Source organism: Vibrio sp. 1CM2L, assembly GCF_023161695.1.
Classification (GTDB): Bacteria; Pseudomonadota; Gammaproteobacteria; order Enterobacterales; family Vibrionaceae; genus Vibrio; species Vibrio coralliirubri.
Window position 1 is genome coordinate 1,031,507 of record NZ_JALNTT010000003.1, and the last position, 26,243, is coordinate 1,057,749.

General features: G+C 43.2%; 17 protein-coding genes. 11 read left to right on the forward strand and 6 right to left on the reverse strand.

Features of this window, described 5'->3' with window-relative positions; translation table 11 throughout:
* Positions 1-74: 74 nt before the first annotated feature.
* Positions 75-983, reverse strand: coding sequence for a S1-like domain-containing RNA-binding protein (locus MSG34_RS14795; RefSeq protein WP_174214340.1), 909 nt, complete (start codon positions 981-983; stop codon positions 75-77).
* Positions 984-1,011: 28 nt separating this feature from the next.
* Here MSG34_RS14795 and MSG34_RS14800 point away from each other — a divergent pair, with 28 nt between their 5' ends.
* A complete protein-coding gene (locus MSG34_RS14800; RefSeq protein WP_248338144.1) occupies positions 1,012-2,367 on the forward strand; it encodes a hypothetical protein in 1,356 nt (451 codons plus the stop codon).
* Between the two features lie 76 nt (positions 2,368-2,443).
* Here the strand turns inward: MSG34_RS14800 and MSG34_RS14805 are convergent, their stop codons facing one another.
* Both MSG34_RS14805 and MSG34_RS14810 read right to left on the reverse strand, forming a co-directional pair.
* Positions 2,444-2,929: a DUF4442 domain-containing protein gene (locus MSG34_RS14805; RefSeq protein WP_017082222.1), complete on the reverse strand. Its 486-nt coding sequence runs from the start codon at positions 2,927-2,929 to the stop codon at positions 2,444-2,446.
* A gap of 164 nt (positions 2,930-3,093) precedes the next feature.
* Positions 3,094-3,981 carry a putative PEP-binding protein gene (locus MSG34_RS14810; RefSeq protein ID WP_248338146.1) on the reverse strand — a complete coding sequence of 296 codons (888 nt, stop codon included), beginning with the start codon at positions 3,979-3,981 and terminating at the stop codon, positions 3,094-3,096.
* Positions 3,982-4,188: 207 nt separating this feature from the next.
* Between MSG34_RS14810 and MSG34_RS14815 the strand changes: the two genes are divergently transcribed.
* On the forward strand, positions 4,189-5,247 hold the full coding sequence (locus MSG34_RS14815) for a 3-deoxy-7-phosphoheptulonate synthase (RefSeq protein ID WP_048615990.1): 1,059 nt from the start codon (positions 4,189-4,191) through the stop codon (positions 5,245-5,247).
* Between the two features lie 12 nt (positions 5,248-5,259).
* Positions 5,260-5,742, forward strand: coding sequence for a YajQ family cyclic di-GMP-binding protein (locus MSG34_RS14820; protein WP_017059699.1), 483 nt, complete (start codon positions 5,260-5,262; stop codon positions 5,740-5,742).
* A 185-nt stretch (positions 5,743-5,927) separates the two neighbouring features.
* On the opposite strand, the gene MSG34_RS14825 is transcribed toward MSG34_RS14820, so the two are convergent.
* Complete coding sequence (locus MSG34_RS14825) at positions 5,928-6,869, reverse strand: bifunctional precorrin-2 dehydrogenase/sirohydrochlorin ferrochelatase (protein ID WP_248338149.1); 942 nt, start codon at positions 6,867-6,869, stop codon at positions 5,928-5,930.
* A 480-nt stretch (positions 6,870-7,349) separates the two neighbouring features.
* On the opposite strand from MSG34_RS14825, the gene MSG34_RS14830 reads away from it, so the two are divergent.
* The 6 genes from MSG34_RS14830 to MSG34_RS14855 all read left to right on the forward strand — a co-directional run bounded on the left by MSG34_RS14830 (position 7,350) and on the right by MSG34_RS14855 (position 12,979).
* Positions 7,350-8,378 (forward strand): amino acid ABC transporter substrate-binding protein, encoded by a 1,029-nt coding sequence (locus MSG34_RS14830; protein ID WP_004733634.1) that lies wholly within the window; start codon positions 7,350-7,352, stop codon positions 8,376-8,378.
* Positions 8,379-8,449: 71 nt separating this feature from the next.
* Positions 8,450-9,655, forward strand: a complete 1,206-nt coding sequence (locus tag MSG34_RS14835; RefSeq protein ID WP_061038970.1) for an amino acid ABC transporter permease — start codon at positions 8,450-8,452, stop codon at positions 9,653-9,655.
* Between the two features lies 1 nt (position 9,656).
* Positions 9,657-10,754: an amino acid ABC transporter permease gene (locus tag MSG34_RS14840; protein ID WP_248338151.1), complete on the forward strand. Its 1,098-nt coding sequence runs from the start codon at positions 9,657-9,659 to the stop codon at positions 10,752-10,754.
* Between the two features lie 22 nt (positions 10,755-10,776).
* Positions 10,777-11,541 carry an amino acid ABC transporter ATP-binding protein gene (locus tag MSG34_RS14845; protein ID WP_017059704.1) on the forward strand — a complete coding sequence of 255 codons (765 nt, stop codon included), beginning with the start codon at positions 10,777-10,779 and terminating at the stop codon, positions 11,539-11,541.
* 282 nt (positions 11,542-11,823) lie between these two features.
* Positions 11,824-12,489, forward strand: a complete 666-nt coding sequence (locus MSG34_RS14850) for a Bax inhibitor-1/YccA family protein (protein WP_017057206.1) — start codon at positions 11,824-11,826, stop codon at positions 12,487-12,489.
* Between the two features lie 160 nt (positions 12,490-12,649).
* A complete protein-coding gene (locus MSG34_RS14855; protein ID WP_017057205.1) occupies positions 12,650-12,979 on the forward strand; it encodes a TusE/DsrC/DsvC family sulfur relay protein in 330 nt (109 codons plus the stop codon).
* Positions 12,980-13,037: 58 nt separating this feature from the next.
* Here MSG34_RS14855 and yccX read toward each other — a convergent pair whose 3' ends face one another.
* A complete protein-coding gene (gene yccX / locus MSG34_RS14860; protein ID WP_248338152.1) occupies positions 13,038-13,325 on the reverse strand; it encodes an acylphosphatase in 288 nt (95 codons plus the stop codon).
* Between the two features lie 88 nt (positions 13,326-13,413).
* Between yccX and MSG34_RS14865 the strand changes: the two genes are divergently transcribed.
* Both MSG34_RS14865 and MSG34_RS14870 read left to right on the forward strand, forming a co-directional pair.
* Positions 13,414-14,817 (forward strand): methyl-accepting chemotaxis protein, encoded by a 1,404-nt coding sequence (locus MSG34_RS14865; protein WP_248338154.1) that lies wholly within the window; start codon positions 13,414-13,416, stop codon positions 14,815-14,817.
* A 150-nt stretch (positions 14,818-14,967) separates the two neighbouring features.
* The gene (locus tag MSG34_RS14870; RefSeq protein WP_248338156.1) at positions 14,968-16,161 is read left to right on the forward strand and encodes a class I SAM-dependent methyltransferase; all 1,194 of its coding nucleotides are present in this window, start codon (positions 14,968-14,970) and stop codon (positions 16,159-16,161) included.
* 70 nt (positions 16,162-16,231) lie between these two features.
* Here the strand turns inward: MSG34_RS14870 and MSG34_RS14875 are convergent, their stop codons facing one another.
* Positions 16,232-26,128 (reverse strand): tandem-95 repeat protein, encoded by a 9,897-nt coding sequence (locus MSG34_RS14875; RefSeq protein ID WP_282449711.1) that lies wholly within the window; start codon positions 26,126-26,128, stop codon positions 16,232-16,234.
* Positions 26,129-26,243: the final 115 nt, after the last annotated feature.

A 26,243-nucleotide genomic window follows, 5' to 3' on the forward strand; every position in this document is an offset into this window, starting at 1 on the left:
CGTAGGCTCTTCGGAGCCCTTTCCCCTAAGCCCAAACAGGAAGGTTTGGGCTTTTTTTTGACCGAGAGGACCGCTTATTTAACTAAGCTGATACCTTCTTTGTCGATAGTGATCTTGCCAGATTTGTACAAACCACCAATCGTCTTCTTGAACGTACCTTTGCTGGTTCTGAATGCAGAGAAAATAACTTCAGGAGAAGACTTATCATTCAGAGGCAAGTAACCACCTTTCTTCTCAAGCAGGTCAAGGACCTTAGTGCTTAGGTCGTCCATCTTAGCGACACCAACTTTCTGAAGAGACAAATCAATCTTACCGTCTTCTTCACGAACGTTTTTAATGTAGCCTTTTAGTGTTTTACCGATGAACAGCTTACCGATGATGTCAGATGGGAAAATCATACCCCAGTGCTCACCGTTCACGATCGCTTTGTAACCCAATTGGCTGCGCTCAGCGATAATGAGATCAACTTGCTCATTTTGCTTATAAGTCGCAGGCGTGTTGTCTAACCACTTGTTGAACTTTGTTGTACCTACAATGCGGCTCGATGCTTTATCAATATATACATATACTAAGATTGATTGACCTTCGTTTAAACGGCCACGTTGCTCGCTGAAAGGAACCAGTAGGTCTTTACCTTTCACGCCCCAACTCATGAATGCACCAGTGCTGTTAACACCTTCAACCGTCATCAAACCAAACTGGCCTACTTGAGCGATCGGCTTTTCTGTGGTTGCAGCGATCTGGTTGTCAGAATCAATGTATAAGAAAACATCTAGCTTTTGACCAATTTCAACACCTTCAGGAGTAAATCGTTTCGGCAGCAACACGGTTCCATAGTCGCTCGCGTCAAGGAATACACCGAAGTCTGCTTGTTTTACTACTTCTAAGTTGTTTATTTGACCAATATTAATCATCAAGATTGTCTCTACTTTAAATTTGGCGGAGATTATACGTGATCTCTGATATGCTTTCGCTAGTTTCATTCATATTTTTACATTCTAGGAGACATCGTTGATCACCGTTGATAAACAAGATGCGATAACACTTAAAATTAACCATGCCATGGCTAAGACCAAAAAGCTCGACATGGACGTTTATCTATTCATTCCCGGTGAACTTGGACTGACTCCTGAAGTGCTTTCTGAAAGTGCCTTTTTCTACAGCTCGATCACTCAAAAACGTGCCTACTATAGTGACAAAACACTTTTACCTTTGGTACACAGTCGCTTAGCAAAACGTGGACGCTTATCTACAACACAGTATCGTGTCAGTTTGAGTCTGTTTGCCTACCAATATGTTATTGCTTTAGATAAAGCAGTCAGCAGCTTAAATAAAACTGATAGTGACGACGTAACGGCTGATGAAGTAGATGAAGTCATTGAACTGGCGTTAGATATTCTGAAAAAGCTTCGTCGTAGTATTCCCTATGAAGAGAACCTCAAACGCTACTACGCAAACATTGATAACTACCTTTCATGGTACACAGAGCAAAAGTTCTTATCGCTGGTTTCGCATATGCCACGTGGCAGTGAGTATTCAACGATTAAAGAACGACTCTTAACGCTTTGTGATAAAGAGACTGCACACCGTAAACTGAACCGCTACAACTCAGCGAGAGTTCGAGAAGACGTTACTCGCTTGAGTAACAAGATGCGTTTGCTGCGTCGTTTGATTGAGCACCCTATCGTGCTTAAAGAAAAGACGACATCGATGGGTAAGAACGTTAAGCGCGCCGTGAAAGGTATTGCAACGGGTTTGGTGATGGTTGTCGTGACCACTACTGTGATCTTGGCTCGTGACTTTCTTGGTGAGATTACCGCCTCTTTCATTGTGGCGATGTCTTTCATCTACGCTCTACGTGAGATCTTCAAAGATGATTTGAGAGATATTCTTTGGCGCTGGCTGCGTAAAGGCAAACCGAAATGGAAGCGTCGTTACTATGACCCAACGACCAATAAGTCTGTCGGCCATAAACTGGAATGGTTGGACTATGCGAACTTTTCGAAGCTTGCAGATCGTATTCAATTAATTCGTAAGAAGCGTGTAGTGCAACGTGAAGAGCAGATCTTGCATTATCGCTCGCATACTGAGATGTCGACATCGACGTTCATGAGTGGTTATGAAGAGACCCGTGAAACTTTATCCATCAGCTTAAGAGCGCTGACACGATTAATGGATAAGGGTTCAAATAAGGTATATCGCTTGAATGAAGGGCAAGTCAGCCGTGAATCAGTAGAAAAGCGCCACTTACTCAACCTGATCATTAAAGAAAATAATCACGATAACGAACCGACCTATTACCGTTGGAAAATCGTGATGAACCGTTCAAAGATCGTCGACATCGAGCAAATCACTCAAGAATCTTAATCTTGTTACGGTATGTGGATATTCAATTCACATACCGTTCTTGTCACTAATTCAACGGTTACCTTTTACTTTCAAACTATTTTCTAGACGGGACTTTCTTAATCGAAAGCGTTAGCGTGAACTCGGCCATCGGCTCGTCGCCATGCAAAGATGGGCAAGTCGCGATAATAGTTACGGGTTGATTCACTCGCTCCCCAGTGGACATGGTTTCTGCAAGCATAGTGTTGATCAACTCACCGTCGTTACAAGTGAAATGCACATCGCCTTCTGGACGCTTTAAGAAGTTACCCGTCACCTCTTTAAATGCCAACGAAATCTTTTCACCTTGCTGCTGAGATTTGCTCATCGCAAGAAAGCCCCCCGCCACATCAGCACCCACAGCCAATACGCCAAAGTACATGCTATTAAGATGGTTCTTCGTTCGTCTTTTAAGAGGGATTTTGACCTCAACATGTTGGTTATCCAGTGCGAGCAATTTTGGCCTGCACAGCCAGATCAGAGGCACTTTGAAAAAACCAAACATGCTCAAGTAGAAATTTGCTTTTTGTAGAGGGGTCAACATTCGGATTACCTAGTCAAATCAGTCATCAGACCAGTTAATCGATTAGCGATAGGGATGTCAAAAAAATGTTATAAAAAAGAGATATCATCGCATAACGATATCTCTTTCATTCTCAAAGCTTTAGCGCTTCAAGCAAGTTGATTTAACTTAAACAGCAAGCCGATTTATGCAGTCACGACCGTTTCTACGCCTTCAAGATCGGCAATGTAACCTTGTAGACGCGGGTAATCCACCAAGCCTTGAGTCACCAGCAGTACAGGCTTCTTCGCGTTCAGGGTTGCTTTAACAATCATATCCAACAAAGTAATAACCGCCTCATTTTGTGGATCAAAAGCGTGTTGCTGAGCTTCATTGTGTTTGTCTACGCCTAAAGTGAAAGACGCTAAGCTATCAACGTTTACCACTACACCATCGAAGTAATGCAGCAATCTTTCGCTCAGTAGCACTGCAGACGGCACATCGCACGAGAACAGTACTTTCAAACCATTAAGGCCACGTGGTAACCCTTGCTCGGCAAGCAGGTCAATAATCTTAGCGGCATCGCTTAACGCACGAACGTAAGGCACAACTACTTCAGCGTTGATGCCCTGCTCACGTAATGCCTTAATAACCTGACATTCTAAAGCGAAAGCCTTGCTGTATTCTGGTGTCGCATAGCGAGCAACGCCACGAACGCCTAGTGCTGGGTTAATCTCTTCAGCTTCGCAGTTCCCGCCAAGCAGCGAACGGAATCCATAGCTGTCTGCACTGCTTAATGCGATACGAACAGAAGTGTGATTTGGCTGAACGGCAGCTTGAATCGCAATCACTAAGGTCGACACAAAATGCTCATCGACTGTTTTATCACCAAGGATCGCATTTAAAGACGTTTTTTCGATATCAGTCAGTGTATCTAAATGACTTTCAATACTTGGGTGGTAGAAGACACGGTCCATGACCAATTCGGATAATGAAACGTATAAGTGGTTGGAATTATTATTATCGTTGTAAGAAGGCAGCACATCACCTAAAACAAGTTCTGGGTGCAAAGTGCTTTGATTTTCTTGAGTCATTGCTGCTCCAGCATTTTTATGTTGTGTTCAAACGAAAATACCGATAGCTGCCTGTTAATACAAGTGAAAATCCCTTATTTGACGCTGGCCTGCTGATAAAAATAAGAATATTAGCAATAACTGAGATAACTTTGACTCAATAGAGTTTATTCCTCTGTTCAATTCCGTTATCTTAACCACTTCGCAATAGAATAAAAAAGCTATCACATGCCATTAAAAACTGATGAGTTGAGAACCCAAGCTCTGGGTCCTATGCCAACTCCTGCCGAACTAGGCAATGCACACCCTATTACTGACGACGTTGCTGAGCGCATTAAAAATTCTCGCCGCCAAATCGAAGATATCCTAACTGGTCGTGATAACCGCCTGTTAGTTATCGTAGGCCCTTGCTCTGTTCACGATACAGATGCGGCACTTGATTACGCTGAGCGCCTAAGCAAAATTCAAGACCAGTACAAAGATGAACTGTTCGTGGTAATGAGAACCTACTTCGAGAAGCCTCGCACTGTTGTAGGTTGGAAGGGTTTGATTACCGATCCTAACCTTGATGGTTCATACGCACTTGAAACAGGCTTGAACAAAGCTCGTAAACTTCTGCTAGATATCAACAAGCTTGGCCTAGCTACCGCGACCGAATTCCTTGATATGATCACAGGTCAGTACATTGCGGACCTTATCACTTGGGGCGCGATTGGCGCTCGTACGACTGAATCTCAGATTCACCGTGAAATGGCTTCTGCACTGTCTTGCCCAGTTGGCTTCAAAAACGCGACCAACGGCAACATCAAAATTGCTATCGATGCAATTCGTGCAGCACATGCTTCACACTACTTCTACTCTCCAGATAAGAACGGCCGCATGACGGTTTACCGTACTTCTGGCAACCCATACGGTCACGTTATTCTACGTGGTGGTGATAAAGGCCCTAACTTCGACGCTGAATCTGTAGATGCTGCGTGTAAGCAACTGGCTGAATTCGACCTACCTCAACGTTTAGTTGTAGACTTTAGCCACGCTAACTGTCAGAAACAACACCGTAAGCAGTTAGAAGTTGCACAAGACATTTGTGAGCAAATTAAATCTAATAAGAACCAAATTGCAGGCATTATGGCAGAGAGCTTCATTATTGAAGGCAACCAGCCAATGACAGATATCAACAACCTAGAATATGGCAAGTCGATTACTGACCCATGCCTAAGCTGGGAAGATACTGCAACAATGCTAGACATGCTTGCAACAGCAATTAAAGATAGAAACTTAGCTTAAGGAAACAACACAATGCCATCATTTGACATTATCTCTGAAGTAGAAGCAGTAGAACTACGTAACGCGGTAGACAACGCAAACCGTGAACTATCGACTCGTTTCGATTTCCGCGGCGTTGACGCAAGCTTTGATTACAAAGATGAATCAGTAAAATTGACTGCTCAAGACGATTTTCAACTGAAGCAAATGCGCGATATCCTTCGCAGCAACCTAACGAAGCGTAATGTTGATCCTAACGCGATGGAAGCGAAAGCGGCAGACCAAACAGGTCGCACTTGGCACCAAACGGTTATCTTTAAGCAAGGTATTGAAACTGATGTCGCTAAGAAGATCGTTAAGCTAATCAAAGACAACAAAGTTAAAGTTCAAGCTTCTATCCAAGGCGACAAAGTTCGTGTAACGGGTAAGAAGCGTGATGACCTACAAGCTGTTATGGCTCTAGTTCGCAGCGGTGAACTTGGTCAACCTTTCCAGTTTGACAACTTCCGCGACTAATTATTGAGTTTGAGCGACCGCCTATTTGGGTTGCTCATTCATCAGCACAATGTCGCGTTTGAAATAGCAAAAAGCCACTTCTCGAAGTGGCTTTTTATTTATCTGGTCCAGGTTTAGTTTTATTCCGAACCTCTAGCCGATTTAAAACAACCAGAAAGCTCCAATTTCAACTAGAAGCAACTACCTCAACTGAGCACTTGGGCTGCTGATAATTTTAGATCTTTGCCGACCAACAAACTAAACTCTACGCTTGCTGGTGGAATAAACACACACACTCGTAATTTCTCTGCTCTTGCTTGCTCAAGCTTGGTTGATAGCTCTCCGCTGTTGGCGTAGCTCTCTCTTTCTGCATCTCGGCGGCACAGGTCGATAAATTCAAATGGACAATCGCTCGGTGAAAGTACGAGCTCTGCCTCCTGCATCAAACGTAAAGCCTTCATAGACAATAGCTCGACATCTTGCTCGAATTCAATCCAAGTGACCTGCCCTTTGCTATCAATGCCTTCGGTTAGCGCTTGCTGGTAGTAAGACTCTAACTGCTCTCTGTCAGTCACCTGCTCAATAACGCTCGATGACAAGAATCGCTCCCAAAATTTACGACGCTCGTCGACGGTTGGAAATGACTCTTTGATTGAATTGCGTTTTGATGCACCGAAGTCTGCTATCAAACCTATGTTTTGTGGCAATACCGTTTCGAGTTTTTCTCTGATATTTCTTACTAAAACAGGTGATGCACCACCACTAGAGATGGCAATTTGGATTCTGCCGCGATTTATCATCGAAGGTGTTATGAAGTCGCAGTATGGTAGATCGTCAACCACATTGACTAAAATACCCAGTTTTTTCGCATCATTATACACTTGGTGATTCAAGCTTGGGTTGTCTGTTGTGGCCCAAACCTGTAAGTAATTTTTCGATATGATCTGTGACGAATAAAAGTTTTGAACCCAGTGGAGTTTGTTCTCGTCCACAAGCTGCTTTAAGTAAGGTGCGACCTTGGGAGACACCAAAGTCACATCCGCTCCAGCTCGTAGTAAGCTATCGACTTTACGGCAAGCAACCTCACCCCCACCAACCACTAAGATTGACTTATTTTCTACATCCAAAAACATTGGGAAATAACGCATGTTCTTCCTTGAGACTACTTCAATAACTATTCAGCCATGCTACCAAATTTGGAGCATATTCATAACTATCGAAGTGTAATAAAAATATTTATTGACCAAATTTCAATCTTTTTTAAGGTTAATGCTCCACCACTGTGACATTCATTCAGAATATTTATCTAGTCGATTATCAATATAAAACTCTAAATCTCGTTGCACCAACAGTGTGAACCGTTGCACTATTTACATTCAGTTAACATTTGGTCATTCTAATTGTGTTCGGATTTGTGATTTCATTCAAAATTCTTTTTAAATTATACATTTGTGAAACTACGGATCCTTTCCTAACCTTATAAACAGTTGTTTAAATCGCACACAGTTTCATTTGCAAAATGCAACTCGTTTAATTTGAACAACAAGGTCATAGAAAACGCAACACATAAGAGAAACTCAAACGAGCACGAGTATCAGGTGTCACCTGGTTAACAAGGAAGGATACAAATGACAAATAAACTAACACTTCTTGCTTCAGTAGTAGCTGCATCAACTGCGATGATGGCAACATCGGCATCAGCGGCAGAAAGCACTCTGGACAAAGTCACATCTCAAGGTTTTCTAACTTGTGGTGTAAGTACCGGTCTTCCAGGGTTCTCTAACCCTAACTCAAAAGGTGAATGGGAAGGAATTGATGTTGAGTATTGTCAAGCTCTTGCAGCGGCCGTACTCGGTGACAAGACTAAAGTTAAGTATGTACCTCTAACAGCAAAAGAGCGTTTTACTGCGCTTCAATCTGGCGAAATCGACGTACTATCTCGTAACACAACATGGACATTACATCGTGACACTGCTCTAGGTCTGAACTTCGTAGGCGTTAACTACTACGATGGTCAAGGCTTCATGGTTAAGAAAGAACTTGGCCTAACAAGTGCTCAAGAGCTTGATGGCGCTTCTGTATGTGTTCAATCAGGTACAACAACCGAACTTAACCTAGCCGATTACTTCCGTAACAGTGGTATGTCTTACAAGCCAGTGGTATTCGATACGGCAGCACAAACATCTAAAGGTTTCGACGCAGGTCGTTGTGATGTGCTAACTACAGACCAATCTGGTCTATACGCACTTCGCCTAAACCTAGCTGACCCTAAATCTGCACAAGTACTTCCTGAAATCATTTCTAAAGAGCCTCTAGGTCCTGTTGTTCGTCAAGATGATGATAAATGGTTTAACGTTGCTAAGTGGACACTTTCAGCAATGATTAACGCGGAAGAATACGGCATCTCTTCTAAAAATGCAGACGAAATGCTTAAGTCAAAAGATCCAAACATCAAGCGTATTCTTGGCGTAGATGGTCCTAAAGGCAAAGGCCTTGGCATTCGTGACGACTGGGGTTACCAGGTAATTAAGCAAGTTGGTAACTACGGTGAGAGTTTTGAGCGTACTGTTGGTACAGGTTCTCCACTTCAAATCTCTCGTGGTGTAAATGCATTATGGAATGCGGGCGGCTTTATGTACGCTCCACCAATCCGTTAATAAATTTTCAAGCATCAATTAGGGCGGAGTTTTCCGCCCTATTTATTAAATGGATTTGAGGTTATAGTAGTATGAAACCTAATGAAACTATTTCTCCAGCTCAGGCAAAGCCACAGCCCAAAAGTGCCAACTTATTTTACAACCCCACTTTTCGCTCCATCATTTTCCAAATTATCGCCGTCGGGGCGCTTTGTGCTTTCTTTTACACGATTGTAAATAATGCACTCACAAACTTAGATTCCCGTGGTATCACCACTGGTTTTGATTTTCTCTCGCAAGAAGCTGGTTTTGGTATCGGCTTAACACTGATTGAATACGACGAGACCTTCTCATACGGTCGTACATTCTTTATCGGTCTTCTCAATACCGCTTTGGTTTCAGTACTCGGCATCATGCTAGCGACAGTGCTGGGCTTTAGTATGGGTATCGCTAGACTCTCTTCAAACTGGCTAGTTAGCCGATTTGCAGCTGTCTACATTGAGATATTCCGAAATATCCCTCTTCTATTACAGATCTTTTTCTGGTACTTCGCCGTTCTACAAGCCTTGCCTTCTGCTCGTCAAAGTATGAGCCTAGGTGAAGCAATTTTCTTGAACGTTCGTGGATTGTACTTCCCTGCACCCGTGTTTGAGCAAGGCAGTAGCATTGTCATCGCATCATTGATTGTCGGTATTATCGCTACGTTTATTATCAACATCTGGGCTAAGAACAGACAGAAACTGACCGGCCAACAAACACCGATGTTGCGAATTGCCGCTGCGTTGATTTTAGGCTTACCGTTGGTAACTTACTTTGTTATGGGCATGCCTATCTCTGCAGATTACCCTGTGTTGAAAGGGTTTAACTTCAAGGGTGGTGTTACCATAATCCCTGAGCTTGCTGCATTGATGCTCGCTTTAAGTATCTACACAGCAGCGTTCATTGCTGAGATTGTTCGTTCAGGTATTAACGCGGTAAACCATGGGCAAACTGAGGCTGCGATGTCTCTAGGCATCCCACGTTCTAGAACTCTAAAGCTTGTCATTATTCCACAAGCATTAAGAATTATTATCCCACCACTAACCAGTCAGTACCTAAACCTGACCAAAAACTCATCACTTGCGATGGCCATTGGTTACCCTGATCTTGTCTCTGTATTTGCAGGAACAACACTGAACCAAACTGGACAAGCTATCGAAGTAATCGCGATGACAATGGGCGTCTACCTAACCTTGAGCCTATTAACGTCCGCTCTAATGAACATATACAACCGCAAAGTAGCGTTGGTGGAGAGATAAGATGAGTACACATCAATTTCAACCTGATCTTCCGCCTCCAGCGAATACCGTTGGGCCAGTCGGTTGGTTAAGAAAAAATCTATTTAATGGACCTGTTAACAGCGTCGTCACTGTGATTCTTGCTTACTTTGCTTTCACCCTATTATGGGCAATAGCGGATTGGGCATTGATCAGTGCCGACTGGATAGGAACCACACGCGATGCCTGTACTAGCGAAGGCGCTTGTTGGGTTTTTATCAGCGTTCGTTGGGACCAATTCATGTATGGCTTCTACCCAGAAGCTGAACTTTGGCGACCTCGCCTCTTCTACGCAACGTTGGCCATTTTTGTAGCCTTACTGGCTTATGAAAAAACACCTAAACGCACGTGGATTTGGTTGTTTTTCGTCAACATCTACCCATTTATCATTGCCGGCTTGCTATACGGTGGCGTCTTTGGGTTAGAAGTTGTTGATACCCATAAATGGGGCGGCCTATTGGTTACACTGGTCATCGCACTTGTTGGTATTGTAGTGTCACTCCCTATTGGTGTTGCACTTGCTCTTGGGCGTCGCTCAGAGATGCCGATCATTCGCAGTATGTGTACCGTATACATCGAAATTTGGCGTGGCGTACCGCTCATTACAGTTCTATTCATGGCTTCAGTAATGCTGCCACTCTTTTTATCAGAAGGGACAGAAACCGATAAGCTGATTCGAGCACTTGTTGGGGTAGTACTATTCAGTGCAGCCTATATGGCCGAAGTAATTCGTGGTGGTTTACAAGCAATACCAAAAGGCCAATACGAAGCAGCTGATGCTCTGGGGTTAAGCTACTGGAAAAAGACTGGGCTTATCATTCTACCTCAAGCTCTTAAAATCACGATCCCTTCAATTGTGAACACCTTCATTGGTTTGTTTAAAGATACCAGTCTTGTTTTGATTATTGGTATGTTTGATGTACTAGGGATTGGCCAAGCCGCGAATACCGACCCTGAATGGCTTGGGTATTCAACAGAAAGTTATGTATTTGTCGCGTTAGTGTTCTGGGTGTTTTGTTTTGGCATGTCGAGATATTCGATATGGCTAGAAAACAGACTTCACACCGGTCACAAACGATAATTAACAAGATCAAGGACGTATTATGACGCAGCAGACAGAAAACAACTCTCAAGGTCTTATGATCGAGTTGAAAGACATGAACAAGTGGTACGGTGAATTCCACGTACTTAAGAACATCAATCTAGAAGTTAAAAAAGGCGAGAAAATCGTTATCTGTGGCCCTTCAGGCTCTGGTAAATCAACGATGATCCGCTGCATAAACCGATTAGAAGAGCACCAAAAAGGTCATATCTTCGTTTCAGGTAATGAATTAACGGAAGATCTAAAGAACATTGAAGCCGTTCGCCGAGATGTCGGCATGTGTTTCCAGCACTTCAATCTGTTTCCACATCTGACGGTATTAGAGAACTGTACTCTGGCCCCTATTTGGGTCAAAAAGATGCCAAAAGAAGAAGCCGAAGCGATTGCAATGAAGTACCTAGAGCGCGTAAAAATCCCTGAGCAAGCGGACAAGTTCCCAGGTCAACTTTCAGGTGGTCAACAACAGCGTGTGGCTATCGCTCGTTCTTTGTGTATGAACCCTCAAGTGATGCTGTTTGATGAACCCACGTCGGCGCTCGATCCAGAAATGGTTCGTGAGGTGTTAGACGTAATGGTTGAGCTTGCAGAAGAAGGCATGACGATGCTTTGTGTAACGCACGAGATGGGCTTTGCTAAAGAGGTCGCAGATCGCGTTATCTTCATGGATGCCGGTGAAATCATAGAAGAGAACAACCCTGTCGATTTCTTTGAAAACCCACAATCAGACAGAACGCAGAACTTCTTAAGCCAAATCTTACACCACTAATGTGCTATGATGCATAAACTACAGAGGCGGCTTAGGTCGCCTCTTTGTTTTCAGTGTTATAATTAGTTTTTCAAGATTATAAACAGCGACTCAGTGCGATAAAAATTGAACATCGAACCTTAACTGCACCATAAGAAATACTTTGTTACACCTTCAGAAACACTTAACCGACTATTTTGATTATTATTTTACGTATACAAGAGGAATGAGAGACTTGATTTTTCGAACTTTCACCCCCATAAATGTACTAATAACTATTGAAGTCACCTTACGAGGAAGATTATGAACAGCCCTATGTTTTCACGCACAGCATCTCAAGAAAGTGCTCTGCAAACCAATAAAGTGTTGCGTAACACCTACGCATTACTGTCTATGACACTACTTTGGTCTGCTGTTGTAGCAGGCGTATCCATGGCGATGAACCTTCCTCGCCCGGGTCTTATTATTATGCTAGTTGGCTTCTACGGCCTACTTTTCCTAACAGAAAAGAACCGTGACAACAGCATGGGTCTAGTCTTCACATTCCTATTTACAGGTTTCTTAGGCTACACCATCGGTCCAATCTTAAACATGTACGTTGGCGCAGGTATGGGTGATGTCATCCTAACTGCACTTGGCGGTACAGCACTGGCGTTTATGGGCGCATCAGCTTACGCACTAACAACTAAGCGTGACCTATCGTTCCTTAACGGCATGCTATTAGCTGGTTTCGTAGTACTGCTTGTAGGTATGGTTGCAAACATCTTCCTACAAATGCCTCTACTATCATTGGCAATGAGCGGTATGTTCATCCTATTCTCGACTGGTGTTATCTTGCTTACAACGCAAAACATCATTCGTGGCGGTGAAACAAACTACATCTCTGCAACGATCAGCTTGTACGTATCGATCTACAACATCTTCATCAGCCTGCTAAGCATCCTAGGCATCATGGGCAGCGACGACTAATCGTTCCCATCACTGAAGAATATCTAGCCCAAGAGCCCATCTCTTGGGCTTTTTTGTATCTATAAGTGCGATATTTCTTTAGATAGCGACAATTTCAGTTGAGAAAGATAAACTTGGTCATGTACCCTATCCGCATAGTTAATTTGATTCTGGATTAAACATGTTTGAATATAACGGCAAGCAAATCGAAACCGACGCTCAAGGCTACCTATTGGATTACACGCAATGGGAAGAAGGCATGATTGAAATTCTTGCTCAAGACGAGGCGATTGAACTTACAGATGCACACTTAGAAGTCGTACATTTTGTAAGGAGCTTTTACGAAGAGTTCAACACCTCACCAGCGGTTCGCATGCTCGTTAAAGCAATGGAAAAAGCTCACGGCCCAGAAAAAGGCAACAGTAAGTACCTTTTCAAGTTATTCAAAAAAGGCCCGGCAAAACAAGCGACCAAGCTCGCCGGTTTACCTAAACCAGCAAAGTGCTTGTAAAACCTAACCCGCTTTAGGCCATTAAGTTACGTTCGATATAAATACTGTAGTGACATAACTACAGTATTTTAAACGCCCCTACGCGTAAGTCCTGGCGCTCACTCTCTTTCACTTGATGCATCACGACATTGTCTACTGTTGCGCTCGAAGGGCCAATATTGAGCCAAGCATGTAACTTCTCTATTTGTTGACTCTCTCCGACAGCTAATACTTCAACTCGACCATCATTTAAGTTCTTCGCATAACCTGAGAGCCCCATAGCTTGCGCCTGCTTACTGGTGTGGTAACGAAACCCAACACATTGAACTACGCCTGACACGACAAAAATATATTGTGAACTTTCCATAACGTTGCCTCATAAATTATATGAATGATATAGTCGAGCTTCTATTCATTCACCGCTTATTGGTGGACTTACTTCGAGTATAACGATTATGAAAGAAATCCCATTTCGTTGGATTGACAAATATCTCATTCACCTAAAAATCCAAGAAAAGTTCTATCTACTCTTCTTATTACCTCTTCTCGCCCTGGTTATATTAACTCTCGTTTTAGATAGCGCCGCGGACTCTTTGCTTGCTCACCTTTATCAAGAAGAAATGCTCTTGATGAAAGGGCTTATCGAAGCAGGTCAACTCACTAAAGATCAAGTAGCTCAGCTTGTCAGCAGTTCTGAAACCATCTCTTTAGGCTACGGTGCTGGTTCTGTTTCAGTAATGAATGGTGCGTTCAGCCTAGTTGCCAACCATGACCAAAACCTTTGGTCTGCTCTATCGACAACTCAGGTTTCTATCATCGCTGTAACCCTAACGCTTATCGCACTAGGTGTTTACTACATTATGACCTTCATTGGCGGCGCGATGTTCTCTATGAACAAAGCTTTGAACACGCTAGCGAATGGCGATTTGACTTGCCGCATGAACTACTTCTTAGTTCGTGACGAGTTCAGTGAAATCGCGATTACAATCGATAAAGTCGCTGAACGTGAGCAAAACATGGTTCTATCAATCCAAGAGTCTGTCGCTCTCATGCAGCAGATCAGCTCGGACTTGAACCAGTCAACACAACAAAGTTCAGACATCTCAGGTAACCAACAGGAACACCTGAATAGCTTGGCAAGTGCAACGGAACAAATGGCAGCTACCATTCGCGAAGTCGCTACCCTTGCTCATGCGTCTAGCTCACAAACGATGGACGCTCGCGGCGTTGCTCAGAGCGGTCAAATCAAGGTTTCAAATACACTGGAGTCTATCTCTAGCCTATCTCAAGAGATCCAGTCCGCTTCACAAGCAGTAGAAGAATTGGATGCCAACGCGGCGCAGATCGATGAAGTAGTCACAACCATCAACGGTATTTCTGAACAGACTAACCTGTTAGCGTTGAACGCAGCTATCGAAGCCGCACGTGCTGGCGAGCAAGGTCGTGGATTTGCTGTTGTTGCCGATGAAGTTCGTGCCCTTGCCGGTCGTACTCAGCAAGCAACGGTTGAAATCCAAAGCATGATTGAATCATTACAACGTAACAGTCAATCACTGACCAAGCTGATGGAAGTCACGGTGAACAATGCTAACGAAGGCCAAACACTGATGTCAGAAGTGAACGTCGAGATCGGTTCATTAGCGGAAAAAAACCAGTCTATTTCAGATAGCAGCACTCAAATTGCTACCGCGGCTGAAGAACAAGGCGTAGTCGCTGACAACATTGCACAGAGTGTTGAAGAGATTCGTCATCAGTCAGACAGTATCTGCGAGATGATCAGTAAGAGTAATTCCAATGTTGACCAGCTTCGTAAGCAAAGTGACACCATGGAAGGCTTATTGACAGGTCTTAAGGCATAGCCTTGGTCTTTCAAAGACAGTATTTAGAATATTGCTATCTAACTGATTAAAATCATCACAAGGGCTGCTCACGCAGCCCTTTCTTATTTGCTTTTCACCTGCACTTCCCCGACAATACCCCTCCTTCAAATTCAACAAACAGAGTAAATTATGACTCCTTCTATTCATCTAGCGAAAGGTCGTGACAAATCATTACGCCGCAAACACCCATGGGTATTTTCACGCGGTATCGATAAAGTCGAGGGCGAGCCAAAACAGGGTGAAACGGTAGACGTATATGCTCAAAATGGTCAGTGGTTAGCGAAGGCTGCTTACTCACCATCTTCTCAAATTCGAGCACGTGTTTGGACATTTGAAAAAGAAGAGATCAACAAGGCGTTCTTCGTAAAACGAATTCAAGACGCACAGTCTTTACGTGAAGACATTATCGAACGTGATGGTCTAACGGGCTACCGCCTAACGGCCGCAGAGTCTGATGGCTTGCCAGGTATCACAATCGACAAATACCAAGACTTCCTCGTTTGCCAACTGCTAAGTGCTGGCGCTGAATTTAACAAAAGTGTATTAGTTGAAGCGTTAATCGAATGCTTCCCTGATTGCAACATCTACGAACGTTCAGACGTGGCAGTTCGTAAGAAAGAAGGCTTAGAACAGGTTGTTGGCGTTCTTCACGGTGAAGAACCACCGAAGTCTATCGTGATTGAAGAAAACGGCGTTAAGATCAGCGTGAACATTATGGAAGGCCACAAAACGGGCTTCTACATGGACCAACGTGATAGCCGCAAAGAATCTATGAAGTACGTTAAAGGAAAAGATGTCCTTAACTGCTTCTCATACACAGGAGGTTTTGGCCTTTACGCACTTAAAGGCGACGCGAAGCGTGTTATCAACGCTGACGTATCTCAACTTGCTCTTGATACGGCTAAATTTAACGCTGAACTTAATGAGTTTGATATTTCGAAAAAGCGCGCTGTGTTCCTAAATGCTGACGTTTTCAAACTGCTTCGTGAATACCGTGACCAAGGCACTAAGTTTGACGTAGTGATCATGGACCCACCAAAGTTTGTTTCAAGCAAGAACAACCTAACTTCAGGCGCTAACGGCTACAAAGACGTTAACATGCTAGCGATGCAAATCCTGAATCCAGGTGGAACACTACTCACCTACTCTTGCTCTGGCTTAATGGGTACTGATTTGTTCCAAAAAATCATCGCTGATGCAGCATTAGACGCAGGCCGCACTGTTAAATTCGTAGAACGCTTCGAGCAAGCAGCCGACCACCTAACAGATACTGCCTACCCAGAAGGTTTCTACCTGAAAGGTTTTGCTTGTAAGGTTCTTTAAACCTAGGGTTTTAGACTCTATTTTATATAACAAAACAGACACATTAAAAAAGGGCCTTTCGGCCCTTTTTTTAGTCTGGTAAGTTGACGAATAACTGATTCACCAAATTACTCAGGTCACTACTTATTACACGACCATCACCTTGAGCGTTCACTGAATCAAACTGGTTCCCCGTGTTATCAAGAATGATAGTTTGTGTTTGACCGCTATTAGTTACGTCTTCAGAGATAGTGATAACCAAATCTTTATCACCACCGCCGTTATCGACCTTCTCAATAGTGATATGTTCAAGAAGATCAGACATTGAGTTTTCCATTGGCAATAATTGAGAGATATCAAGATGGTCTTCACCTAGATCAAAGTCTGTAATTGTATCAACATCGTCTTGGAACGGTTGGTCAACCCATTGGAACAGGTCGGCACCATCATCTCCAACAAGGATATCGTTACCATGACCACCAATTATCGTGTCATTGCCAGAGCCGCCACGGACAGCGTCGTTACCAGTGCCACCATGTAGAACGTCATTGCCGGTTCCACCGAAGATAATGTCTTGACCTTCTTCACCATAGATCCTGTCGTTACCTCCACCACCATTTGCTACATCAAGGCCTGGAGGTGTGTCCTCAAAACCCTTCATTCCATTGTTTTCGTCACCATAGGTGAACTCTGAAACTTCTAACTTAGAAAACTGTTCTATTCTAGAGTCGAAGTCATTTGGTAGCACATTAAGGTCTTGAGTTGGCGAAATACTATCTCCCATAAAGATAGTATCTGACCCCGAACCAAGGTTGACAAAATCAGCCCCAATCCCTACATCAATTTGTGCTCCACCGACGTCGTCATACTCTGATTGATGATAAGTAATGAGTGAATTTATTACTGCAGCTGAGCTTGGCCAGTTTAATGTATTGCCACCTTGGACTGTAACACTATCAATACCGCTCGTTGGGGAGTGGATTGTATTTTTAGCCTCAATGGTAACGGTACCAGGTTCTAAACTTAGCTGATTATCAGAATCTTTTGCAGAGTACGTAAACTCATCTTGTAGATCAGTAACGCCGACGACATCAACGTCAACTTCAGCAACGTTGAAACCCGCTCCTTTGCCTTTGTTCGAAGTATTAACGCCAACTAAACGAATCTCATCAAATACGGTATTGTCAGAGTTAATGACAGAGTAACCGTCATGTTTACTCGAAGTGACAATCTGAATCGGTTCAATTACATCTACCTGCTTACCATCCCGGAAAAGGTAAGCGACAATTTGAGCATGTCCATTATTGAACAAGCCATCAAGACTAGCAAAAGACACTTTAGCTGAAGAAATATCCCCTTCGTTTGATGCGATAGAAACATACTCACCAATCTGAGTTTCTTTACCAGTGCCGCTGTCATGAGTAGTACTAACAAATAGACCTTTCTGGTTATTGTTGTGATCGTACTTAATCGTTGCTCCGTCACTCGCAAATTGACCATTTTCAAATGTGCCGCCGGAGAGGGTTACACCATCAAGCTCTAGCTTATCTACACCATCATCTTTATTTTCGAGATTAAGACCATGCTCTTCAGCAAAGTTGCCAACCGTAAAGTCGCTGTTGAACGTCGTAGTGTTGGTACCGTCAGCAACATAGACAACTTTACCACTATCAAGAACTTCACTTCCAACCTCAAGCGGGCCTTCAACAATCTTTCCGTCATCATCAATTAGATAAAGCTTGCCATACTCTGGCAACTCTTCAATTCGTACTGACGTATTCTTATTGTCTCTATCATCTTCTTTATCTATCGCGTTAGGCGCAAAGTTAACATTCGCAACATTCGTATCCGAAGAAATAGTAAAGTCATTAGCAATTGGACGTTCATTAGTGTCGACAGGGCGTTCAAGGACTGTAATATTAATTGTTGCTTCAGACGCATTAGCCAGTTTACCACCAAGATCACCGTGCTCTCCGTGAACATCATCATCCTTGTTGGTGTCCGCCTCTGTCGCAGTTGCGATGACCTTAATGTCAAAGGTACTAGGGTCTAATACCTTGATCTGAAGTTCTGCTAGATCCCAACCAGTTACATCAATTTTATCGTTTTTATTCACTTCAGTGACAATATGCATATTCGCATCCTGCCCTGTACCGTCAATCAACACTGAACCAACAGGAAGACCATCCAACTCTACAGTTAAGGTCTCAGAACCATCTGTCGCATCTACCAGCGAAGCGCTAATCTCACTGAGCTTGATAAATGAATCTTCGTATCCATAGTTGTCGACCGCAGTAAATTGAATATTATCAATTATTGCGCCTGTAGAGTCGGCTTCGTCTGCTTCAAGAACAAGGCGATATTTACCTGAAAGCTCAACGGGCAACGTGAACGTTCCCTCTTGCCAACCACTACCTTGTCGCTCAGCAATAAAGTCATAAAGTGTTACCTTACTGCTCTCAATTGGATTGCCAGCATCATCTAGCTTAAAGAGCGATACCTCCATGTCGGAGTCCGAAGGATCAACATCATCTCTCGCGGCGATATCGAATTTAAAATTGTAGAAGCGGCCAGCGACAAGATCCATATCGGTATAGAGGACTTTGTCGTCAACTTCACCTTCAATTTCCATAACTTGGTTCATTGACGAGCCTGACAGGTATGTGCCTTCAGTACCCACTTCAACATGTTGACCGGGATTAGAAGTACTCCACTCGCCAATGGTCGATACACCCTCGACGTTATTTATTTCAATATCACTATCCCAAGAGCCTGATGTTATCTGTACATCTTCAAAATCAATCGCAGCAACTTTCTCAAAGTCGCCGATGATTAGTGTAGGCCTGTCCGCATCAGGATGAACATCAACGTAAATACTGCCAGATTCTACAGTCTCTTCATCAGAATCTTTAGCTGTTACTGAAATATCAAAGTTAACATCACTATGCTCTGGTGCTTTCACTTTAACCGAATCAATATCATCGATATCAACCACGACAGTGCCACTGTTATCAACTGTAGATTCAACACCACCGACTAATACAGTTGCACCTTGTGGAATACCTGACAGCTCTATCGTGCTTACCGATGTTGCTGCGTCAACAACACTAATGTTTAGGTCAATAAACTGGTCTTCTAAACCTGCCACATTAATGAGGGATAATTCATCAGTGCCAGTCACAGAGATTGATGTTGTAGCCGTTTCAGACTGATTAACGCCGTCAGACACAGTGACTTCAACTAAGCGCGTTTCTTCATCAGGCGTGTCGCTACTGTTTACAAATCGAATAGATTTCAGGAACGTTTCAAACTCATCGGCAGAAACACTGCCTGATGGATGGGTAATTATTAGTGCGATTGCAGTGCCAATCACTGTTTTAGATACACTGAATCCACTATTTTCAGCCCAGGTTAAGTTATCGCCATCTTTAGCATTGGTTAGAGTAACGCTCATCGATTTGATTGTATTTTTATCGTCAAAGATATCTGCGTCTATATCGGCGATAGCCGCTTCTCCTTCCTCAACGTATGCTGAGTTAAAGTCAATACCATCTGTATCAATCTTACTGACCTTAACAACAAAATCGTTGAAGTCATTATCATCGTTGCCTTGGCCTTTTTGGTCATCAAAGCTCAATACTAGATTTCCGTCACTATCAACCGTGGTTGAGATCTGATGGTCTTCGTCAGTCGATGTATAAACAGGAATACCAGTTTTAACAACACCATCGACAACTAATTGACCTTGGTCATTCACTTTAAGGTCATAGAGTTTATCGCTATCAATCTTATTGAAGCCATTTGGAATTAAGAAAAATTCAAGGTTGTCGATCGAAGACAACGGTGAATCTAACAAGGTACCCGGTGATAGACTTGGATCATTGCTATTAGAAACCAAAACGTGAAGCTGCTTCTCGCCTGACTCGTCGTTGATATAGTAACCAAAGACATTGCTGTAGCCAGCACCTTCACTTACAAACTCAATGTCGTATAGAGCACCATTTAGATCCACCATTGGCGCTTCGTTGTCGACAATTGTAGCAACACCAGTAACTGCGTCTTGCTGGTGAGGAGCATTGCCAGAAATAGAGAACTTCTCATTATTATCTGCATGCGTATCTTGGTAAGTTACGACTTCAACTGTAAACGATTCATGCCCGTCAGGAACACTAACTACAAACTTGCCATTGATAACTTCAACGGTTTGAGTCTGCTTATCAACACCTTGACCAAAAGTAACTACTACGCTAGATCCATTAAAGTCGCCCTCAATTGGTTGACCATCTACACTCACGGCTGAGCCGTCATTTAGAGACATTTCAATTGTGGTTGTGGATTCGCTGCGATTTGAAAGCTCAACAACAAACGTTCCTGACTGGCCTTCTTCAATTTCAATGTCAGTGATGCTGTCAACAACAGGACGATCATCATTGCCAACTTGTGATCCATCTGGGCCGTCTGGATCGGTACCATCATCCATAATAGTGGTTTCATCTGAAGCAGAACCATTCGACACATAACCGGACTCGTCAGTAACAACTAGGTTAAAGTCTTCACCACCTTCAAATACCGGGTCATCTTTTGTCGCTACTTCAACAAAGATCTCAGTTTCACCATTAGGGATAGTAACGGTAGGTTTGCCATCCTTAATTACTACATCAAGTTCAACACGTTTAGGCTCCCCGGATTGTTGTGGCTCCAAGTAGTACGCAGTGTATAGTTCACCAATATCTTTGAAATCAGCCGTTTCCGCTGAAGTAGCGTCTCTATCAAGAGTAATTGCTAGCGATACGTCGATATTCTCTGAGGACGGATTATTTAAACTTACTGCGAAGACTGCATTCGAGCCTTCAGCTACGTCTGAAAAACTCTCAACCATTAGCTCAATTGTATCAACGTTTTCGATGATGCCAGTAGCAGATACACCATCGACTATTAAGCTGTAGTTTTCGTCGAGCTCATGAACACCATCAATAAGAGTAGGGATAAGAACTGCAAAATCCTTCACTCCAACTGGGACAATCAGCTTTCCACTTTGCTGATCATAGGTGACGCCATTAGTAAAACGAACCAGACTCAGGTCGAGATCTTTTTCGTCACCTGAATCATTCGCAGCATCCGTGTTCTTACCAAAAGTAACGTCCAACGCAGATTCAACAAGTGCACTTGAATCCAAAGTGACTTTAAAGCCAAGTTCATCACCTTCAACTACTGAGTCTGCTAGCAGGTCTACAGACTCAACACTAGAAGGAGTCGGTAGAGGGTTGACGATAACATTAACTTCAGCACTCGCGATTTGGCCATTATCATCAGTAACCTGATATTTAAACGTTGTTTCACCGACAAAATCATCGCCAGTTAAATCAAAGTATACGATGCCGTCTTTGATATACGCATTACCTTCCGTTTCACCGTATACATAGGTAATACGTAGATTGTCGCCATCTGAATCGATATCGTTATTTAGCAGCTCAGAACCGATAATTCCAGCAAGCTTCGATGTTGGAATCTCAAGAATGCCGCCTTGATTCACTGCATATGCGCCTTCACTAGAGGCTTTAAAACCAGTTAGGAAGTAATCTGACGCATCATTATCATGCGTTGCTTGGTTGGAATACTCAGTTGCTTCAAATACCACAGTATCAAATGCGATTGGCGTACCATCAGGAGTAAGCGGTGTTATTTCGTAAGTATCTTTATTGTTACCGTCTTCAGCAATAAACGTATCACCTGCAACCGCTACGCCATTGAGGTACGCTACCCAACTGCCTTGTTCATGGTTATCAGTGAAATCACCGTCATTACCTTCGTTTTTAAACAAGTTAGATACTGAAAATGTAAACTGAGTCGCAGGGCTATCTAAATTGATTTCAAACTTCTCAGATTGCTGTTCTGCACGATCATATTCAATCTGAGCACCCAATCCACCCACTTTGCCGGCAACACCAATCTTAATACCGCTGTGTGCAAAGTCTTTATCTTGGCCATTGAAGCTGGCACTCAGCTCAGCACCTTCAGCCGACCATGGAGAGTCGTTGTCTTCACTGAACTCACCCAGTTTAACTTCGAAGCCTTGCGGATCGTTATTCGCATTCAGGTCACCAGACTTATCGATAGTAACTGTCTTAACTTCACTTTCGTTACCATCACTGTCTACTGCTTTATATTCGAATGAATCTGACGCCTTAGCTTCAAGAGAAGTCAGCTCCCAGTTACCTGGTCCTTGTGTGCTTGCTTCCACCGAAACAATCTCAGCACCTTCAGGAGCGACAATTGTGACATTTTGATTATTGTGGGTATCATCATAAAGGAAGGTTTGTTCTTCTGTGACACCATTACCATAATCAAAGGTGACTGTAATCTCAGCTCTTGATTGAACACTATCATCAGCATTTGGGGCAAACCAGCCACCCAAACCACTTAGACCAACCGTTACTGAGTCAGCTGGACGAGAAGAGAAATCAATGTTGATTGCCTCGTCTTGGTGAATACCGCGATTAGTCGATGCAATACCGAAACCCATATGGCCTTGCTGACTGTTGTTTTGAACTAAAGGCTTAGCGTCAACGTTATTTCGACCTTCCGAGGTAATGGTGACAACATCACCATTATCAAACTTCAGTTCGCGAGTATACGCATCTACTTCATCACCCCAGTTATAAAACTCTGCAGTGCTATGAGGGCCTTTATCTAATGTGGATGTATCATCAACACCTAAGAAGAAGCCTGTTGATTCTTGGTCATCTTCATAAACGATGTTGTTAGGATCTGCATACGTCTGCCCAACTACCACTTCAACCTTGTTATTACCATCGACATAGTAAAGAGTTCCTGAATCAGGCAGCTCTGTGATGATCACGCCGAGATTTGTACCTGCGTCATTATCGTTATCATCTTCGTCATCAGAAATATGGTCTGTACCATCACCTTCGATAGTTCCCATTCCGGTATCGAAAATAACTTGCGAAGAGCCATCTGCATTGAGAGAAATAGAGAAGTCTTCAGCTTTTGGCGGGTTATCATGGCTGTCGTCAATAGCTACATTTTTATCAGCGCTAGACGTATCTAGCTTCTCAAATACATCGGTACCATCTTGAGTTACGGATACAACACTAACGTTAAACTCTTGTCCGACTTCGTATTCGTTGTCTTGTTCAGTTTGAATCTCAAAGGTCGCTGTATTTGTATTTGCGTCTACGTTTACAGTTATAACTTCAACAATATCTTCATTGCTCGCGTTTGTGTAAGAGTACTGAAGAGTAACCACACTATCTTCAGGCACTTGTTCACTTAGCGTAATCGTAAATGGACTTGTCTTATCACCCTCAATAACTGAATCGGGACCAGTCAGGCCAACTGTAACGGTATCTTTGTCGTTTGTGTCTATCTCATCGACAATCTTAGCTGTATCTGAGTCCTGTTTGTCATTTTCAACAAACTCGCTAGTTGAGCTAGCTTTTAGAGTTACAGTCTCTTCACCCTCAAGCAATTTATCATCAAGAACCTTGACGAATACTTCTAAGCTATCCGAGCCGCTAGCAATAATAAGATCGGCAAGCTCCTGCTCTGAAAGCGCTTTATAATCTTGTCCATCTTGAACGTAGATCTTGTCTTCGTAATCCTGACCTTTTGTCGCAGTATCATCTGCATGTCCCAGAGTCAGGTCTAGAGCCACGTTTTCTGAAACTAGTTCATTTAAGTTGATTTCAAAAGATAGGAATGCTTCTTCTGCTTCTGTCACTGGTTGGCCTGCCGTAACTGTTAGCTCAGCAACAGGTAATACATCAACATTCACTACAACAGTATCTGTACCACCGTTACCGTCCGACACGGTAACAACAAATGAATCATCCCCATCAAACTCGTTGTTCGGAGTGTACTTCCACTCGCCGGTTTCAGGGTCGATCTCAACACTACCGTTTGTAGGTTGGCTCACCGTGTAAGTCAGGTCAGTGTCGTCAATATCTTTGGCTGTAACAGTACCTGTTATCACCTCGTCTTCTTTCGTTACGACGTCAATTGTTTCGTTGTCACCAAGAGGTGTGCCGTCCTTCTCTATGACTGGCGCGTCGTTAACTGGCTTAACGTTGATAGTAACTACTGCGGTATCAGTACCACCTTTACCATCTGAAATAGTGTATTCGAATGTAGTCACACCGTTAAAATTATCAGCAGGGTCAAAAACAACTTTTCCATCAACGATCTCAACCGTGCCGTGGCTAGAGTCAGTCATAACAACAGAGGTGATTTCTAGCTTGTCGCCATCAACATCATAATCGTTGGCGAGAAGTTGAGAATGAGGGATCTCAAGAACTGTATCTTCATCAGTTGTCAGATCAACTAGCACTTCTTGCAGCTTAATGTTGTCAAGGTAAGTACCACTGTTATCACCAGCACCACCCACTTCAACGAAGCTAATGGTGTTATCGCCTGCAGCACCAACGACCTCAAAGGTGTACGTTTCCATTGTGTTACTGTCAGGAGTTATAGTTGCAATAACTACGCCATTCCATACAACTTGAATTTTCGCTGTGTGGTTGTCACCACGCGCTGCAATGTCTAGCGAGATTTGGTATGGTTTACCTTCATCTACGCCACCAACAGTTTGACTCAGTGTGACATTGTCACCTCGACCACCTTCGCCTTCCATATCAATAAAGCGATCACCGTCAGTTGACACTCCTTTATATCCATCTTCAACTACATCAAGTTTCCCTGAGTTTGCAGTGAACTCCCAGTTGTCCAGACTACTCGTGCGGTCACCCCAACTTGGGCTAGATGCGCTAGTAAACGACTCAAAGCTACCATTTAGGATTAAGTCATCGCCCAAGCTGTGTTTATCATCCGTTGCAACAGGTGGATCATTCACAGGAGTGACATTGAGCGTCACAGTTGCATCATCGAAACCACCATTACCATCGGTGATTTGGTACTTAAATGTCGCTTCACCGTTGTAATCTTTATCTGGCGTGAATGTGATTATGCCGTTGACATAATCAACATCGAGTTTACCGTTAGTCGGAGATGTAATGGAATCAAGAACAATTGATAGTTCGTCGCCATCGATGTCTGTATCGTTTGCAAGCAACTCAGCGAACGTGATTTCAATTGCGACTTCTTCTGGGGTGGTAAGAATAGGATCATTCGCACCTGTAACAGTAATATTGTCTAATAGCGCGCCATAGCTATCGGACTTACCCGCACCTGCAAAAGTCAAATCAACACTGTCACCTTGAACAGCAAATTCAGCAGTAACTTTAAACCAACCGTTTGAATCAGGGCCAACAATATGAACATTAGAAATATCAGTGCCTGAAACTGTTCCGTCAGCATGGACAGTGATAGTTTCACCACCAAAGATGAACTTCATATCTGATGAAGAGTTATCATCACGACGTGGGTTGTAATCAAATTCAACCCGAGCACTATCTTGGCCAGACGTATTAATAGAAGTGGTAATAGAAGTGTTTTGATGCGCATCTAATTCAGCAATATATTCGCCATCAGACGCTTTATTCACGACGCTTTCATGCTGAATTTCAAGACCTTTTGTAGCATCCCAATCTTCTAATTGGTCACCATTAATGACTGTCCAGCCATTGGTGTTGGTCATGTTTTCAAATGATTCTGTGAACAGAATTGTTTCACTACCCGCTTTGTAAATGTCATCATTCGCTTTAGGGCCATCGTTGGTGCCTGTAATCGTAATGGTTACAGTTTCTGAATCTGTACCACCTTTACCATCGTCAACAGTTACATCATAGCTAAAGGTTACTTTGTCGCCTTCTTTTAGGAAATCAACGTCAGCATTCGCCACTGCATAATCCCAACTATCACTATCAACACCAAAGCCTTCGATAATCGCCAGTTTCTGAGCAGCAGTGAGTGTTCCACCATCCCAAACAATGTCACCGTTGTAGCTGCTCTCAATGGTGTGAGTATCTTTAGCGTCAATATCTGTAAACGAAAGTGAACCGCTATCTGTCAAAGTAGCACCTGAATCTTCTGTCACAGAGCCAGTGACACTATCTACTGTCAGCTCTGGAGCATCATTGGTGCCCTTGATAACAACTTTAATCGTTGCTGTACCTGTACCATCTATA